Origin of the sequence: Sulfitobacter sp. M22 (assembly GCF_021736025.1) — a bacterium.
In the GTDB taxonomy this organism is placed as follows: domain Bacteria; phylum Pseudomonadota; class Alphaproteobacteria; order Rhodobacterales; family Rhodobacteraceae; genus Sulfitobacter; species Sulfitobacter litoralis.
The window spans coordinates 3,052,210-3,068,252 of the sequence record NZ_WMEC01000001.1 but is presented as its reverse complement, the minus strand read 5'-3'; the positions used below and the strand labels follow the sequence as shown (position 1 = coordinate 3,068,252).

Here is a 16,043-nt window from a genome sequence, read left to right as displayed (position 1 = left end):
GTCGACTTTCACGATACGGGGACCATGGCTTGCGCCTGTGGAGGGTCAGGCAGGTCCTCATCCCGGAAATAACGCCACATTTCGCGCACGATCTCCTTCAGCATTTCGCTTTCGTGACCCTGTTCCCTGGCGCGACGCAAGGTCTGATAGACGACCTCGGGAATTTTCTGGGTGTCATTGTTCGGTTCCACGCCAAAGGGCTCGCAGGCAGCGGCAAGACAATTCGCGTGAATTTCCGGAGTGATATCCTGTTTGAGGCGGTGTTCCATTGTATTGCCGAAATGCGCATAGCAATCGCTGACAAGATCAACAGTCGGTGCGACCTCGAACACTTCGTCGGGCTTTGCGAGCCTACTCAAAGCAAGGTCAGTTGCGGGCTTGCGCTGAGCTGGGGCCAGATGGTTATCGCAGTCCCAGAGCAGGAAAGTCGGAATGCCCAGCTCGCGGAAAATGACAAAAGGACGGTCGAGGTTGGACTTTCCCTCGACCGACAGGATAGCAATCCCTGCGGCCTCAAAGTTGACTCCGAGCATCCGTGCAGTCGCCGTAAGCGCCGCTTTGTCACTGCGACCCTCGACCAGAATAACACCATTCGCGAAGAACCCCTCAGCCAGTTCGGCCCCAAGAATATGGAGTCGCGGCATCAAGGTCTGCGCGTTGAATGTGCCAACAGGCTTGCTCCAGCCGCGTTCGAGCTTCTGCGCCACGATGCCAAGATCAAGGGCTTGTATGCTGCACTGCTTAAAGTCGCTACCGTGGCATTCTGAGCGACGAGTGAGTCGTATCTCGTCGGCCTTGCCCATTGAAATGAACATCGGCGAATGCGAGCCAAAGATGATCTGGGTATGCCCTTGGGCACCCGGAAGTGTGCCCCTGCTTAGACCGCGCAGCACCTCTGCGAAATGTCGCTGCTTGGTTGGGTGCTGGTAGAGCTCAGGCTCCTCGATCGCGAGGATCAGAGTTGGCGCATTTGCGGCAATCGCATTATCGTCGAGTGCCTGGCCTTCCGCATTCCCGGCAGCTTCATCTTCAGTGTCAGGATCCGTCGTGCGCGCGAGGTGTTGGAGCAGCGTGAAGATGAAGGCGCGTTGCAGGCCGTGACCCTGTCTGTCGACCGGACCACCAAAACCGTCGTCCTTTAGAAACACGTCTGCCATCGGTAGGGGGACCGGTATCTCTCCTATCTCGCGCCAATTCAGCGCGACCTCCGCATCTTGGTACAGGCCTTGCAGATCTGCGGTAAGCGCTCCGGCTAAGGTGCCAAGCTCTGGCATGTTTTCAGCCGATACCAACTCCAAATAGGCTTCAGTCATCTTCGCCTTGAAGGCTTGGACGTCCGCTCGCTGTAAGATTTGACTTCGTACAAGTAATTCAAGCAGCTTACCAATAACGCTCGTTTTACCATCGGCGGCATCGGCCGATGCCTCGCGAACGGCCGGAATAAACATAAAGTTTGTATGCCTCTGGAGCTTGCCACGACTATTGTTCTGGAAGCCGAAGAACTGCCCATCGTCGGGTAATAGGACCAGTTGCTCTGGATGGATTGCCTCCCAATCCAGCAGTGCCTGATCAACTGCAGCGGCGCTACCAGCGTTGGGCAGGTCTGCGTAGAGCGGATTATCTGCTCTCAGGGCGTTGTAAGCGGCGCGTTTTGCCGTCGCGCTGGACGCGGATCGGATTGAAACGAAGTCAGGGATTTGGGGAACTACACCATGATATCTACCGCTTGAAGTGCCACTATCAAAAACACGGGTTACTACCAGCTTACCGTCGCGAACACGGTCCTCGAAAGATGCTACTTCTTGATCACTTAGCTGATGAAAGGTGAGTTCTATCTCGATCGGCGGCCCTTGATCGCGCCCGAAGAAGTCATCAGCATCGCAGCTTTTTGACGTTGAGTAAAATTTCTCAATCGCTTTCAGTATAGAGGACTTCCCCGCGCCGTTGCCTCCGATGAACGCTGTATGTGCGCCGAAGCTGACTTCGATATCGCGAAGCGACCGAAAATTCTTTATGCGTGCACTCTCAAGCTGCATTGCTCCCCCACGATTTCGAACTTTCAATTTCGGTCCGTATGAATACAACACAATAACAAAGATTTATTACGTCACTATGCAAGATGGCGCGACCGTTAGATGTGCATTCAGCAGAACCCTTCAGGACCGAAATAAACGTCCCTTTTGGGGTTCGAAACCTCGGCACCGTAACGAAACCAATCGGGAGGCGAAGTGCACACTTCATAGCAAACATTTCTCGAAAGAGACCGATACTAAACGGTGGCAAGACAAAAGCCCTTGGTTGGGGATTCATGACAGGTGTTCATCCATCCATCTGGCTGATTCTGGTGAAGGGTCAAATGTCCATCCGCCTCCAGACGGCTTCCAAAACAACAAATCTATTTTTTCATCAGCATAAATTAGTTCTGTTACGATCTGAAGCAGGCAGGCCATTGTCATCATTGTTTTCTTTATGAAACCAAGTGCCTCATCACCAGACTTGTAACGTTTTGGCATGTCCAGCGTAGAGTGGCCTCTGCCAATATGGACAAATTCATTGCTCAACATGCCCCATAAAGGTGGCAATATTGGCAGGGATTCTTTGGCCCACGTAACACACTTTGTCGACTTCAACTTGCCTGCGTGAAACTGCTCAATAGCTTCTGCTCTGGTGGCCAAGGCGAGAACGGTAGCCAGGGCTTCAACAACCATTCGAGCCAATGAACCGTATTGCAGAGGGAACCCGTGTCGCGCGACTTCTATACTCGCAACATAGGAGTTGCTCGCGCTTGACAGAAGGCGAGCGGACGTCGCTTTGAAACCATTGTCGTCTATTTTGGGAAGGTGTCGCAGCAGGGCACCTTGCACTGAAGAAAAAATCTTGCTGCATTCTGCTATTTCATATTCAGCCAACCTGTCAAATGACCTTGCCACACGCGGGCCGTCACGTTGAATCTGGTTCAGCAACATATCATTTGTCAGAATAAATTGTGTTTTCCTAATGTGATCAACTTCAATGTGTGCAATTTTTTTCTTTTGGGGAATGCCTAATCTATCTCTATTTAGTCGTCCTTTCGATTTTTTGGTCATCTTACTTCTACCACATCTCCACGAGCCCGCCAAATAGGGTAAAAGTTTACATTCATCGAGCAAAGCGAACAGCTGGCGGACCCAGACCTTGGATAGTTGACAACGAATGCAGGATTGGTCTGGAAAGCACCAAAGTAACCCCCAGAATACGTTCCAGTATTCGAGCTTCTTTACAAGTATACAACAAAAATACCGGAAAATATCTAAACAATTAACTGATCTTCCAAACACCTTTGACTTCAATTCTTTACCAGCTTGCGGCCAATACTCAGCAAACCTTTCTACTCTCGTTTCTATATGCGGCAATGCAAATCAAGTCGCTTGAAGACGATATCGTTTCTCAAGCACTTTCGAGATCACCCATATTTTCTTCAAAAGTTTCAATGTGATCGACCATCTTCGATATAATCCGCCTGGCTGTCTTGCGCCGTTGCACAACGCTTGGCGCTTTGATCACCACTTGCATGATCTCGTCCGTCAGGGGCTCTTTCTCCGAGAATTGGTAGTTTTCCAAAAGGTTTGAGAACAGCTTCGGGTTTAGACCTTCATCGTCGCAGATTGCGTCAAAGGCCCTTGTGCGTTTGCGGTTCCAGAAGTCGTGAAAGGCGTCCTTTGTTTGCTCTTCTCCACGAAGAGCAGGCAGGTAGGATGCGATAAATTCTTCAATGAGTTCACGCTTGCTGCGCAGCCTGGCCTCTGTGCCAAGCAGATCCAGGATAGCCTTCTTTTTTGCGTCTGTGTCTGCAGCATCTTCATCGTCTGGCGACGCTGCGACAAGCGAACTGAGCAGCGCAAGAATGTAAGCGACATTGATGTTGTCTCGACGGATCAACTCAAGCTCGAAGTCCACCTCGTCGATGATTGAAGCCTTCGTGTCATCATCCTCGTTGGATTTGATCCGATCATGGATATCCAGGTATTTGCTTTTGTAATCTTCGAACCGCTGCGGATCGAGAGCCAGGTCATCGTTGGAGAATTCTGCAAAAGTGGTCAGCACATTTCTGATGCGAATGAGATTTCTGAATGCCTGAACAAAGGCCAGTATGTCTTCTTCTGACACCAGTTTATCGACAGCGCCTGGCGTTGCCGCGACCTTCATCAGATCCATCACCGCCTGGTTAAAGCGGTCTACGTATTCCTGATAAGGCTCCATCAGGATTGTATCGTCTGCATCCTTGTTCGAAAATAGAGTAATCGCTTCATCCGTTTTGTCTTTCAGGTTTCGAAAGCAAACGATGTTTCCTTGCGATTTCTTCTGACCCAGTGTTCTGTTCGTGCGCGAGAAGGCCTGTATGAGACCGTGGTATCGCAGATTCTTGTCTACATAGAGGGTGTTCAAGGTTTTCGCATCAAACCCCGTCAGGAACATGTTCACGACCAGCAAGATGTCGATGCCTTGGTCTGGCACGAAATCCTTCTTGTCCCGTGCCTTCATGCGCTTCGCCAAGCCCTTGTAGTAGGTATAGAAGGCCTTGCCGTCCTTAACACTGTTGTTACTGCCATACATTGCGTTGTAATCGGCCACATAGCCCGCCAGCTTATCGCGGCTGTGCCTTGTCTCAGCTGTATCTGGCCCACCCATGACGTCAGGCTCACCGATCAATCCATTCGCGTCGGCGTCATCTTCGTTGGTTGCAAAGGTGAAGATGGTCGCCACTTTCAGGTCATGCTCTCCAGCCACCTTCTTACGCTGGAACGCCTCGTAGTATCGGGTGAGGGCCTCTACAGAGCTGACGCACAGGAGCGCGCCAAACTCGCGGTTGTGTGTCTTGCGGTCGTGGTTTTCGATGATCCAGTCGACGACGCTATCAATGCGGGTCTGGTCTTCAAAAAACGCCTTCACATCAAGGCCGGCGACCTCCTCGTCGCTCAGAAGCGAACCGTCCTTCTTCCGCAGCTTTCCCCAGTATTCGACCGAGAAGCGCAGGACATTCTCATCGCGGATCGCATCGGTAATCACATAGCTGTGCAGGCAGTCTTCAAAGAGGGAGCTTGTGGTCCGCTTGCCGATGGCATTTTCTTTAAGAATCGGAGTGCCGGTGAACCCGAACAACTGTGCCTTGGTGAAGAACTTGACGATGTTGCGATGTGTATCGCCGAATTGGCTGCGGTGGCATTCATCGAACACGAAGACGACGCGCTCATCCTTGATCGCCTGAAGGGCGGCGCTGTGCTTATCGCGGGTAATGGCCGTGTTGAGCTTTTGAATGGTGGTGACGATCAGCTTGGTGTCGCCCTGCATTTGCTCGACAAGGGCCTTTGTGTTGTCGGTGCCATCCACTGAGCCTGCAGAGAAGAAATTGAACTCCTTGGTGGTCTGATAATCGAGGTCCGCACGATCCACGACAAAGATCACCTTGGAGACCTTAGGGTTCTCGATGATGACCTGTGAGGCCTTGAAGCTGGTCAGGGTCTTGCCCGAGCCTGTGGTGTGCCAGATGTAGCCGTTCTTGCGGCCTTTCATGACCTGATCGACGATGCGCTCGACCGCATAATACTGATAGGGGCGCAGCACCATCAGGACCTTGTCGCTCTGATGCTGAACCACGTATTTCGCGATCATTTTTGAGACGAAGCATTTTTCAAGAAATGCGTCGGCGAAAGCATCGAGCCGGTTAATGGGCGTGTTGTCTTCACCGGCCCAATAGAAGGTCTGTTTGAAATCCTGATGCCTGTTGTTGGCATAGTATTTCGTATTCACGCCGTTCGAGATCACAAAGATCTGCACATACTGGAACAGGCCGCTTTCAGACCAGAAGGAGTGCCGTTGATATCGGTTGATCTGGTTGAAAGCTTCGCGCAGCTCCATGCCGCGGCGCTTCAATTCGATCTGCACCAATGGCAACCCGTTCACCAGCAGGGTGACGTCGTATCTGGTTTTATAGCTTCCGACCTGCGTAACCTGAGAGGTGATCTGATAGCGGTTACGGCACCATTCCTGATCATTGAAGAACCGAATATAGCTGGTTGTGCCGTCATCCCGTTGTAGGGCCATGCGTTCACGCAGGGACTGAGCTTTATCGAACACATTGCCCTTCTCAAGATGGTTCACAACGCGCCGGAATTCATCGTCCGAGAATGCGACATCGTTCTGCGCTTCAAGCTGTAGCCTCAGATTGGCCAACATGGCGGCGCTGTCTGGGATTGAGACCTCCGTCCACCCAAGGCAGGACAGGCGTTTGATCAGAGCTGCTTCAAGTTGGGCTTCGGATTGAACGGACATTAGCGGGCCTTAAACGAATAGCTTTTGCAGGAGACCTCTTTTGAAGGTCTCCATTTGGGTAATCTGTGAAGTAACGGCGTCGATTTTTACGTCGATAGCGGAGAGAAAGTCTGAGACCTTGCGTTGTTCGTCAGGGTGGGGAACGCTTATCCGAATTCTTGCCACTTCAGCTTTATTTATCTCGAGGAAAGTGGACCCCGCCGCTCGGGGAGTGTCATGAACTTTGTGTATCTGGTCTGGCCCATGCGGGTTTTAGATACAGTCACGCATTGAAGCGATCCTCAAACATTATGGCGAAATGATTGCGGGCCGCAAACGGGAGTGTCATGAACTTTGTGTATCTGGTCTGGCCCATGCGGGTTTTAGATACAGTCACGCATTGAAGCGATCCTCAAACATTATGGCGAAATGATTGCGGGCCGCAAACCATTCTCGAACATTTCGGCCGCCTTTCTCAAACTTGCGGATCGCCAAGTAGATCAGCTTCGTGGCTGCGCCTTCGGTCGGGAACGATCCCCGCGTCTTAATCGATTTGCGGATTCCACGGTTCAAGCTTTCAATTGCGTTGGTGGTGTAGATGATCTTTCGGATGGCGGGATCAAAAGCAAAGAACGGGATCACTTCCTGCCAAGCCCTGCGCCAGGCCGGTGCGATGGAGGCATATTTTCCGGCCCATTTTTCCTCGAAGGCATCCAACTCCAAACCAGCTTGATCGGCTGTAGGGGCGCTGTAAATCCGCCGTAGATCAGCGGCCACTTCCTTGCGATCTTTCCAGGCACAGAAGTTCAACGAGTGGCGCACGAGATGGACAATGCACGTTTGCACGGTCGCGTCCGGAAAGGCTGCTGTGATGGCATCAGGGAAGCCCTTGAGACCGTCTACGACCGCAATCAGGATGTCTTGCAGCCCACGGTTCTTAAGCTCTGTCATCACGGAGAGCCAAAATTTGGCGCCCTCGTTGTCAGCGATCCAAAGACCGAGAACCTCGCGCACGCCATCCTTGCTGACGCCAAGGGCCACGTAGACGGCTTTGTTCTTGACCATGCGGCTATCGGCGTCACGGATTTTGACCCGTAGAGCGTCAAAAATGACGATGGGATACATCCGGTCCAGCGCCCGGGACTGCCATTCCCGAACCTCATCCAGCACCGCATCGGTCACGCGGCTGATCAAGTCTGGCGAAACTTGCAGGCCATAGACGTCCTCAAGATGAGCACGGATATCGCGGACCGTCAGACCGGCTGCGTAGAGGCCAATGATCTTGTCATCCATCCCATCAATGCGGGTCTGACCCTTCTTCACCAGTTCAGGTTCGAAGCTACCGTCCCGGTCCCGTGGCACAGCGATAGGCAGTTCGCCGTCTTGCCCCTTCAATCTCTTGGCGGATGACCCGTTGCGACGGTTGGTCTGATCAGGCGGGGCATCCTTGCCGTCTTCATAGCCCAAATGTGACGTCAACTCAGCACCGAGCATTCGCTCCATCAGCTTGATCTTGAGCTCTTTCATTAGACCGGCATCGCCAAGCAGGTCTTCAGGCCGCTCGCAGCCCTTCAGTAGTTCGTCCAGCAGTTCCTCGGATATGGTCATCGTCCTTGCTCCTCTCAGGAAGCATGGACCAGATCGCAGTTACACAGAAGATCGGACACTCTCCCGCAAACCATTCTCGAACATTTCGGCCGCCTTTCTCAAACTTGCGGATCGCCAAGTAGATCAGCTTCGTGGCTGCGTCTTCGGTCGGGAACGATCCCCGCGTCTTAATCGATTTGCGGATTACACGGTTCAAGCTTTCAATTGCGTTGGTGGTGTAGATGATCTTTCGGATGGCGGGATCAAAAGCAAAGAACGGGATCACTTCCTGCCAAGCCCTGCGCCAGGCCGGTGCGATGGAGGCATATTTTCCGGCCCATTTTTCCTCGAAGGCATCCAACTCCAAACCAGCTTGATCGGCTGTAGGGGCGCTGTAAATCCGCCGTAGATCAGCGGCCACTTCCTTGCGATCTTTCCAGGCACAGAAGTTCAACGAGTGGCGCACGAGATGGACAATGCACGTTTGCACGGTCGTGTCCGGAAAGGCTGCTGTGATGGCATCAGGGAAGCCCTTGAGACCGTCTACGACCGCAATCAGGATGTCTTGCAGCCCACGGTTCTTAAGCTCTGTCATCACGGAGAGCCAAAATTTGGCGCCCTCGTTGTCAGCGATCCAAAGACCGAGAACCTCGCGCACGCCATCCTTGCTGACGCCAAGGGCCACGTAGACGGCTTTGTTCTTGACCATGCGGCTATCGGCGTCACGGATTTTGACCCGTAGAGCGTCAAAAATGACGATGGGATACATCCGGTCCAGCGCCCGGGACTGCCATTCCCGAACCTCATCCAGCACCGCATCGGTCACGCGGCTGATCAAGTCTGGCGAAACTTGCAGGCCATAGACGTCCTCAAGATGAGCACGGATATCGCGGACCGTCAGACCGGCTGCGTAGAGGCCAATGATCTTGTCATCCATCCCATCAATGCGGGTCTGACCCTTCTTCACCAGTTCAGGTTCGAAGCTACCGTCCCGGTCCCGTGGCACAGCGATAGGCAGTTCGCCGTCTTGCCCCTTCAATCTCTTGGCGGATGACCCGTTGCGACGGTTGGTCTGATCAGGCGGGGCATCCTTGCCGTCTTCATAGCCCAAATGTGACGTCAACTCAGCACCGAGCATTCGCTCCATCAGCTTGATCTTGAGCTCTTTCATTAGACCGGCATCGCCAAGCAGGTCTTCAGGCCGCTCGCAGCCCTTCAGTAGTTCGTCCAGCAGTTCCTCGGATATGGTCATCGTCCTTGCTCCTCTCAGGAAGCATGGACCAGATCGCAGTTACACAGAAGATCGGACACTCTCGCCGCTCGCCGTAAGAATTCATGTTTGTATTTTTTTATCCAGTAGTACCAAAATTGGTTGTAATGTGGGGACTGGACCACAAGAGATTGAAACCCTTGGTTGGTAGTGCACTCGCGCGTTGCTATCCCGACCTCACCTACCGTCGCACGAGTGGATAAGATTAATGCACCAGCGGGAAGCAATTTTGCTGAAGATCTTTTTAGCCCTAATTGAGTTATGTGCCTTTGACTGTCGCTTATAAACTTGGACTTTATTTCACTTGGCGTGAACCAAACGATGTTTCCACCCCAGTACTCAGGCACATCGCTCTCTGGCGTTCCTCCACCGACAATTGTCGCAATGTCAGCGAGCCTTTTTTTCTCCCATTCTGGAAATGCAGCCCCATTGCTATCGGTGAAACGTATTTCTTGCGAAAAAATACGGTCCATAACACCACGTTTGAAATTTATCAGGTGAGAGAGAGTTTCACCAAAGACCGTCAGTTTTCTCTCCACTGCAATCAGGCCAGAGACAATGCGTCGCTGGACGTTGAGAGGCGGCAGGTGAATTTCCCACCTAAACCAATCTTCAAGCTTGAAAATCATTTTCTCGACATGAACGCCGATGCTGGCGTGGAAACATGTTTGCTGAAAATACAATGAATGACTCAGGTATCGCAGATAATCCAATAGTAACATTTCACGCGGTCTTAGTACGGCGTATTCGTTTGAGACAATAGAGCCGTCAAATTCGGCGCTGACGATACCGCACGCCCCATGCACAATTTGGCGCTTGGAGATCAAGAAATCGCCTTCTCGCAGGTAAAACTGGGATTGTACTGAGATTTTGCGGCCTGGTAGGCGACTGCGCCGCGTAATGCCGCCACGAGACCGTTTGACCGTTACCAGATCATATTCGACGTCGTCCTGCATCTTCAAAGGGCGGGACACGACATCGAACAGATCGCCCAACTTGTATCTGGTCCAGCCTTTCGGTGTATCCGCCAGTTTTGGAATGCCCGGCTGAACCGATCTGGGGAATGTCGCAACCATCTTGCTCATACTGGGCTCACAACCCCGATATCTGCGCAAAAGCGCCGGATTTCAGCGTCAATCGCTACAGCACTTCGATCAAGCTCACAAAGCCGCCGTGCTGTCGCTTCAAGATCAACCGTTTCAATTTCCTGATACGTGTCGACGTATCGCGGTATGTTGAGATTGTAGTCATTCTCTTGGATTTGCTTCAGGCTGGCACGATGGCTGAAACGCTCCTCTTCAGCTCGCGAATGATAAGCTTCCACCACCCGGTCCACGTCTTCGTCACGAAGATTGTTCTGGTCCTTAGCCTTTTCGAAGCAAGTCGACGCATCCACAAATAGAACATCGTCGACTTCTTTGCATTTTTTGAAGACCAAGATGCAGGTCGCAATGCCAGTGCCATAGAAGATATTCGCAGGAAGACCGATCACCGCGTCCAGCCAGTTCCGTTTGATAAGGAACTCTCGAATGATCCCTTCGGCACCGCCGCGGAACAGCACGCCATGTGGCAGGACGACTGCCATGGTGCCGTCCTCGTCAAGGTGATGCAACATGTGCTGAACAAAGGCGAAATCAGCCTTTGAACTTGGTGCGATCTTTCCATACTCCGCAAAGCGGTCATCGCTTTCGAACATTTTATTCGCGGACCATTTTGCACTGAAAGGCGGGTTCGCAACAATGGCCTCGAACAGCATCCCCTCATGCTGTGGATGCTCAAGCGTGTCTTCTTGTCGAATGTCGAAGTTGCGGTAGTGAACCCCGTGCAAGATCATGTTCATCCGCGCAAGGTTATAGGTCGTGCGGTTCATTTCCTGACCGAAGAAGTCATTCACATGATCGACTTCCCTTGCTGTCCGCAAAAGCAGGGAGCCGGAGCCACATGTGGGGTCATAGACTGACCGCAGGCGTGATTTGCCCAGTGTGACGATGCGGGCGAGGATCGTGGATACCTGTTGTGGCGTGTAATACTCACCGGCCTTCTTGCCTGCACCACTGGCGAATTTCCCAATCAGGTATTCATAGGCGTCGCCCAAGACATCAGCGTTGCTGTCCTGAAGTTGGAAATCGATCGCATCCAGGTGGGTCAGAACGAGAGTGTCCGATCTTCTGTGTAACTGCGATCTGGTCCATGCTTCCTGAGAGGAGCAAGGACGATGACCATATCCGAGGAACTGCTGGACGAACTACTGAAGGGCTGCGAGCGGCCTGAAGACCTGCTTGGCGATGCCGGTCTAATGAAAGAGCTCAAGATCAAGCTGATGGAGCGAATGCTCGGTGCTGAGTTGACGTCACATTTGGGCTATGAAGACGGCAAGGATGCCCCGCCTGATCAGACCAACCGTCGCAACGGGTCATCCGCCAAGAGATTGAAGGGGCAAGACGGCGAACTGCCTATCGCTGTGCCACGGGACCGGGACGGTAGCTTCGAACCTGAACTGGTGAAGAAGGGTCAGACCCGCATTGATGGGATGGATGACAAGATCATTGGCCTCTACGCAGCCGGTCTGACGGTCCGCGATATCCGTGCTCATCTTGAGGACGTCTATGGCCTGCAAGTTTCGCCAGACTTGATCAGCCGCGTGACCGATGTGAACCGCCCCGGGTTTACCGGAGGGCAAAACTTTCGGAGAATTGCCCATTATGGAACAGTCACACAACAAGAAGACCTCGAAGCCGTATTCACCTGAGTTCCGCGAACGTGCGGTGCGGTTGGCGATGGAACACCGCGATGAGTATCGTAGCGAAGCTGCTTTATTCACAGCGATCGCAAGCAAATTGGGCTGTTCGCCAGACAGTCTTCGCGTTTGGGTCCGGCAGGCTCAGCGTGATGGCGGCGAACGGCCTGGCCAAACCAGTGCCGAGAAAGCGCGGATCAAGGAGTTGGAGCGCGAGGTGCGCGAACTCCGGCAGGCCAATGAGATTCTGGAAGAAAGCATCAGCGTATTTTGCCCAGGCGGAGCTCGACCGCCCGTTTCGCAAGTGACTGCTTTCATTGAAGAACATCGCGGTGAGTTCGGGGTCGAGCCGATGTGCAAAATGCTGCAAATCGCCCAGTCCACCTATTATGAACGGCGCTCCATCGCGCGTGATCCTGATCGGGCTTCAGCCCGGGCGAAGTCTGACGCTGATCTGTGCATCAAGATCAATGCGGCCTGGGAAGAGAACCGCAAGCTCTATGGTGTGCGGAAGATCTGGCATGTCTTACTGCGCGATAATCAGGAGATCGCACGATGCACGGTGGAGCGGTTGATGCGCAATTTGGGCATCAAGGGCGTAGTTCGGGGTAAAAAGGTTGTCACGACTAATCCGGACACCTCCCAGCCGTGCCCTGACGACAAGGTAAACCGCTTGTTCAAAGCAGATCGGCCTAACCAGCTCTGGGTCTCTGACTTCACATACGTCCCGACGTGGTCGGGAACGGTCTATGTCGCTTTCGTCATCGATGTCTTTGCGCGCCGGATCGTTGGCTGGCGCGTATCGACCTCAATGGCGACGCAGTTCGTTCTCGACGCTTTGGATCAAGCAATCTGGCAAAGAAAAACACTTGATAACAATACCTTGGTTCACCACTCAGACCGTGGATCGCAATATCTCTCGATCAAGTATACCGAGCGCCTTGTCGAATTCGGTATTGATCCATCGGTTGGAACAGTCGGCGATTCCTATGATAATGCCCTCGCTGAATGCGTCATTGGCCTGTTCAAAACAGAGGTCATCAACCAGATCGGTCCATGGAAATCGAGGCGCGAAGTCGAATGGGAAGCGCTGAAATGGGTCGATTGGTATAACAACCGTCGGCTATTCGGTCCCATCGGATACATCACACCCGCAGAAGCAGAGGAGGTATTCTATGCAAATCTAAACACACTCGATAAAGTAGCCTGACGTTGAACAAAGCACCCTCCGGTAAAATCGGGGCGGTTCAATGCGGTGCTGGATGAGGTTCGGGAATGGCAGTCCCGGGCGCTGGACCGGATGTATCCCATCGTCATTTTTGACGCTCTACGGGTCAAAATCCGTGACGCCGATAGCCGCATGGTCAAGAACAAAGCCGTCTACGTGGCCCTTGGCGTCAGCAAGGATGGCGTGCGCGAGGTTCTCGGTCTTTGGATCGCTGACAACGAGGGCGCCAAATTTTGGCTCTCCGTGATGACAGAGCTTAAGAACCGTGGGCTGCAAGACATCCTGATTGCGGTCGTAGACGGTCTCAAGGGCTTCCCTGATGCCATCACAGCAGCCTTTCCGGACACGACCGTGCAAACGTGCATTGTCCATCTCGTGCGCCACTCGTTGAACTTCTGTGCCTGGAAAGATCGCAAGGAAGTGGCCGCTGATCTACGGCGGATTTACAGCGCCCCTACAGCCGATCAAGCTGGTTTGGAGTTGGATGCCTTCGAGGAAAAATGGGCCGGAAAATATGCCTCCATCGCACCGGCCTGGCGCAGGGCTTGGCAGGAAGTGATCCCGTTCTTTGCTTTTGATCCCGCCATCCGAAAGATCATCTACACCACCAACGCAATTGAAAGCTTGAACCGTGTAATCCGCAAATCGATTAAGACGCGGGGATCGTTCCCGACCGAAGACGCAGCCACGAAGCTGATCTACTTGGCGATCCGCAAGTTTGAGAAAGGCGGCCGAAATGTTCGAGAATGGTTTGCGGCCCGCAATCATTTCGCCATAATGTTTGAGGATCGCTTCAATGCGTGACTGTATCTAAAACCCGCATGGGCCAGACCAGATACACAAAGTTCATGACACTCCCGGTCAGAACCTTTGAGATCAGGTCATTCTTGGCCTGCTCCGTGCGCCCAAGCTTAGTCGATGTCAGGTCCATGTCCTCAAAGAGGTTATCGAAATCCTCTTCTGAGGCGGTACCCATCGTCGACCGCTGGATATTGTTGAGGATTTCAGTGAGGTCCCCCAAGATGAAGCTGCCAGGTTTCGCGCCCTGCACGGCAACAGAGCTGAAGAGCTCATCTGGTTTGAGATAGTACCCCAGTGCTTCGAGGGCGTTCTCTTCGATCGCTTCCAGGATTTCCTGGTCGTCAGGTTTTGCCGCGTCAAGGCCGGTGAAGGTGCGCCCTTCATCCTTGAGGATGTCATCGGCATACATATGCAAACGCTCGGACAGGTATTTGTAGAAGATGAACCCCAGGATGTAGTCGCGAAACTCGTCTGCATTCATTTTGCCGCGTAGTTCGTTGGCAATATCCCAGAGCTTTTGCTCCAGCTTCTTTTTCTGCGCTTCGGTCAATGTCCTGCCTCGTAAGTCTGACTTCCTGATACGGTCAGGAAAGATATTGTTCTTTGGTCGCGCATCGAAAGATGGCGATGCCTTGTTTTTCTATCTTATTCCGATGTTTCATCAACTTGTAAGCCATTGGAACGTGTTTGGTCCAACACTCTTAAAGGTCTTTTCATAAAGCCCTTCGAATGGCATTCGGTCAATTCTTGGATGGGATATCTATCAGTTAGAAACAATCAATCAATTTTGTCACTTCGTTCCTGCCGAAGTTTTTCGAAATATCGAACTCTCTTCGACAATTCCCGCTCAAAACCCCGCTCCACGGGATCGTAATGCTCGGGCCTTTCCATACCTTCGGGAAAGAAGTTCTGACCAGAGAAGCTGTCCGGCGCATCGTGATCGTATTGATAGCCTTCGCCATACCCCAGGTTTTTCATCATGGCAGTGGGACCGTTCAGAATATGCATTGGCGGCGGTTCCGAACCGCTTCTCTTTGCATCTGCGCGGGCAGCTTTGTGCGCAACGTATCCAGCGTTCGATTTCGGAGCCAATGCGAGGTAAATCGCGGCCTGAGTTATGGCCAGATCTCCTTCGGGACTACCAAGCTTCTCATAAGTATCCCAAGCACTTAGGCAGACACGAGATGCCTCTGGATCCGCCAGACCAACATCTTCCCATGCAATCATTGTCAAGCGTCGCAGAACGAAGCGCGGGTCTTCTCCACCCTCAAGCGCCCTATGTACCCAGTAGATCGCAGCCTCGGGGTCGGAGCCCCTAATGGACTTTTGGATGGCGCTTGCAATTGAATAATGCCCATCAGACGCGCGATCATATTGCGCCGCGCGTCGTGTCAGACGGCTGCCGACTTCCTTTGCAGAGTAAATATGATCTGCAGGCCAAGCCAGCACACTTTCGACCAAGTTTAACAAGGCACGTCCGTCACCATCTGCCATAGCGCATAGAAGCTCTTTGGCTTCGTCCTCCAACGGAAGAGACTTGTTCAATTCGGCTTCAGCGCGCCCGATCATGGCAGCCAACGCGTTCTCATTGAGGCGTTCCAAGACCATCACCTGACAGCGACTCAGAACGGCCTTATTTACAGAGAATGACGGATTCTCTGTTGTAGCACCGCAGACTGTGACGGTCCCGTCCTCCATAACTGGCAGCAGAGCGTCAAGCTGCGTCTTGTTGAACCGATGGATCTCATCAATGAACAAAAGAGTGCCTTGTCCCAACCGAAGGCGATCACGCGCCGCCTGAAATGCTTTCTTAAGGTCAGCCACCCCACTGAAAATCGCGCTAATCTGCTCAAAGTGTAGATCCGTTTTGACAGCAAGCAATCTGCCAATTGTAGTTTTCCCGACGCCGGTTGGGCCCCACAGGATCAGAGAGGAGATCTTACCAGCTGCCAACATGGCCCCCAATGGACCATCTTCAGCAAGCAATTTTTCTTGCCCGATCACTTCTTCTATTGCCCGGGGCCTTAGCATGTCGGCCAAGGGGCGGGTCCCCGCCTCAGCTGGTAGGTGCTTAGTTGCACTGCCCGTCTCTTCAAATAAATCCATACGCCGTTCCATTCAGTTTTGCCCGT

At 52.7% G+C, this 16,043-nt stretch carries 10 protein-coding genes, 3 pseudogenes and 1 other annotated feature; of the genes and pseudogenes, 3 read left to right on the top strand and 10 right to left on the bottom strand.

The annotated features are described in order from the left end of the window. Window positions 1-8 precede the first annotated feature (8 nt). The 8 genes and pseudogenes from GLP52_RS15120 to GLP52_RS15090 all read right to left on the bottom strand — a co-directional run bounded on the left by GLP52_RS15120 (window position 9) and on the right by GLP52_RS15090 (window position 11,240). Window positions 9-2,036: an ATP-dependent nuclease gene (locus tag GLP52_RS15120; RefSeq protein WP_237273583.1), complete on the bottom strand. Its 2,028-nt coding sequence runs from the start codon at window positions 2,034-2,036 to the stop codon at window positions 9-11. Window positions 2,037-2,306: 270 nt separating this feature from the next. Then, window positions 2,307-3,086 (bottom strand): hypothetical protein, encoded by a 780-nt coding sequence (locus GLP52_RS15115; RefSeq protein ID WP_237271252.1) that lies wholly within the window; start codon window positions 3,084-3,086, stop codon window positions 2,307-2,309. A 340-nt stretch (window positions 3,087-3,426) separates the two neighbouring features. Next, on the bottom strand, window positions 3,427-6,309 hold the full coding sequence (locus GLP52_RS15110; RefSeq protein ID WP_237271251.1) for a type I restriction endonuclease subunit R: 2,883 nt from the start codon (window positions 6,307-6,309) through the stop codon (window positions 3,427-3,429). A 9-nt stretch (window positions 6,310-6,318) separates the two neighbouring features. Continuing rightward, window positions 6,319-6,540: a restriction endonuclease subunit S gene (locus tag GLP52_RS19690; protein ID WP_413838698.1), complete on the bottom strand. Its 222-nt coding sequence runs from the start codon at window positions 6,538-6,540 to the stop codon at window positions 6,319-6,321. A 141-nt stretch (window positions 6,541-6,681) separates the two neighbouring features. Continuing rightward, window positions 6,682-7,896, bottom strand: a complete 1,215-nt coding sequence (locus GLP52_RS15105; RefSeq protein ID WP_237271104.1) for an IS256 family transposase — start codon at window positions 7,894-7,896, stop codon at window positions 6,682-6,684. A gap of 64 nt (window positions 7,897-7,960) precedes the next feature. Next, window positions 7,961-9,127, bottom strand: a pseudogene (locus GLP52_RS15100) (IS256 family transposase); the annotation flags it as partial. Window positions 9,128-9,141: 14 nt separating this feature from the next. Further along, window positions 9,142-10,230 (bottom strand): restriction endonuclease subunit S, encoded by a 1,089-nt coding sequence (locus GLP52_RS15095; protein ID WP_237271250.1) that lies wholly within the window; start codon window positions 10,228-10,230, stop codon window positions 9,142-9,144. Next, window positions 10,227-11,240 carry a type I restriction-modification system subunit M gene (locus tag GLP52_RS15090; protein WP_237271249.1) on the bottom strand — a complete coding sequence of 338 codons (1,014 nt, stop codon included), beginning with the start codon at window positions 11,238-11,240 and terminating at the stop codon, window positions 10,227-10,229. The genes GLP52_RS15095 and GLP52_RS15090 overlap by 4 nt, the downstream gene beginning before the upstream one ends. Before the next feature lie 120 nt (window positions 11,241-11,360). Here GLP52_RS15090 and GLP52_RS15085 point away from each other — a divergent pair. The 3 genes and pseudogenes from GLP52_RS15085 to GLP52_RS15075 all read left to right on the top strand — a co-directional run. Further along, window positions 11,361-11,795, top strand: a pseudogene (locus GLP52_RS15085) (transposase); the annotation flags it as partial. Window positions 11,796-11,847: 52 nt separating this feature from the next. Further along, window positions 11,848-13,092 (top strand): IS3 family transposase, encoded by a 1,245-nt coding sequence (locus tag GLP52_RS15080; protein WP_237273455.1) that lies wholly within the window; start codon window positions 11,848-11,850, stop codon window positions 13,090-13,092. Then, window positions 12,145-12,261: a sequence feature (AL1L pseudoknot), on the top strand. (Overlaps the previous gene by 117 nt.) A gap of 15 nt (window positions 13,093-13,107) precedes the next feature. Continuing rightward, window positions 13,108-13,914 (top strand): annotated as a pseudogene (locus GLP52_RS15075) (IS256 family transposase); the annotation flags it as partial. On the opposite strand, the gene GLP52_RS15070 reads toward GLP52_RS15075, so the two are convergent. Together GLP52_RS15070 and GLP52_RS15065 are read right to left on the bottom strand one after the other, a co-directional pair. Next, window positions 13,904-14,461 (bottom strand): type I restriction-modification system subunit M N-terminal domain-containing protein, encoded by a 558-nt coding sequence (locus GLP52_RS15070; protein WP_237271247.1) that lies wholly within the window; start codon window positions 14,459-14,461, stop codon window positions 13,904-13,906. The pseudogene GLP52_RS15075 and the gene GLP52_RS15070 overlap by 11 nt on opposite strands. A 227-nt stretch (window positions 14,462-14,688) precedes the next feature. Then, a complete protein-coding gene (locus GLP52_RS15065; protein WP_237271246.1) occupies window positions 14,689-16,017 on the bottom strand; it encodes a replication-associated recombination protein A in 1,329 nt (442 codons plus the stop codon). Window positions 16,018-16,043 lie beyond the last annotated feature (26 nt).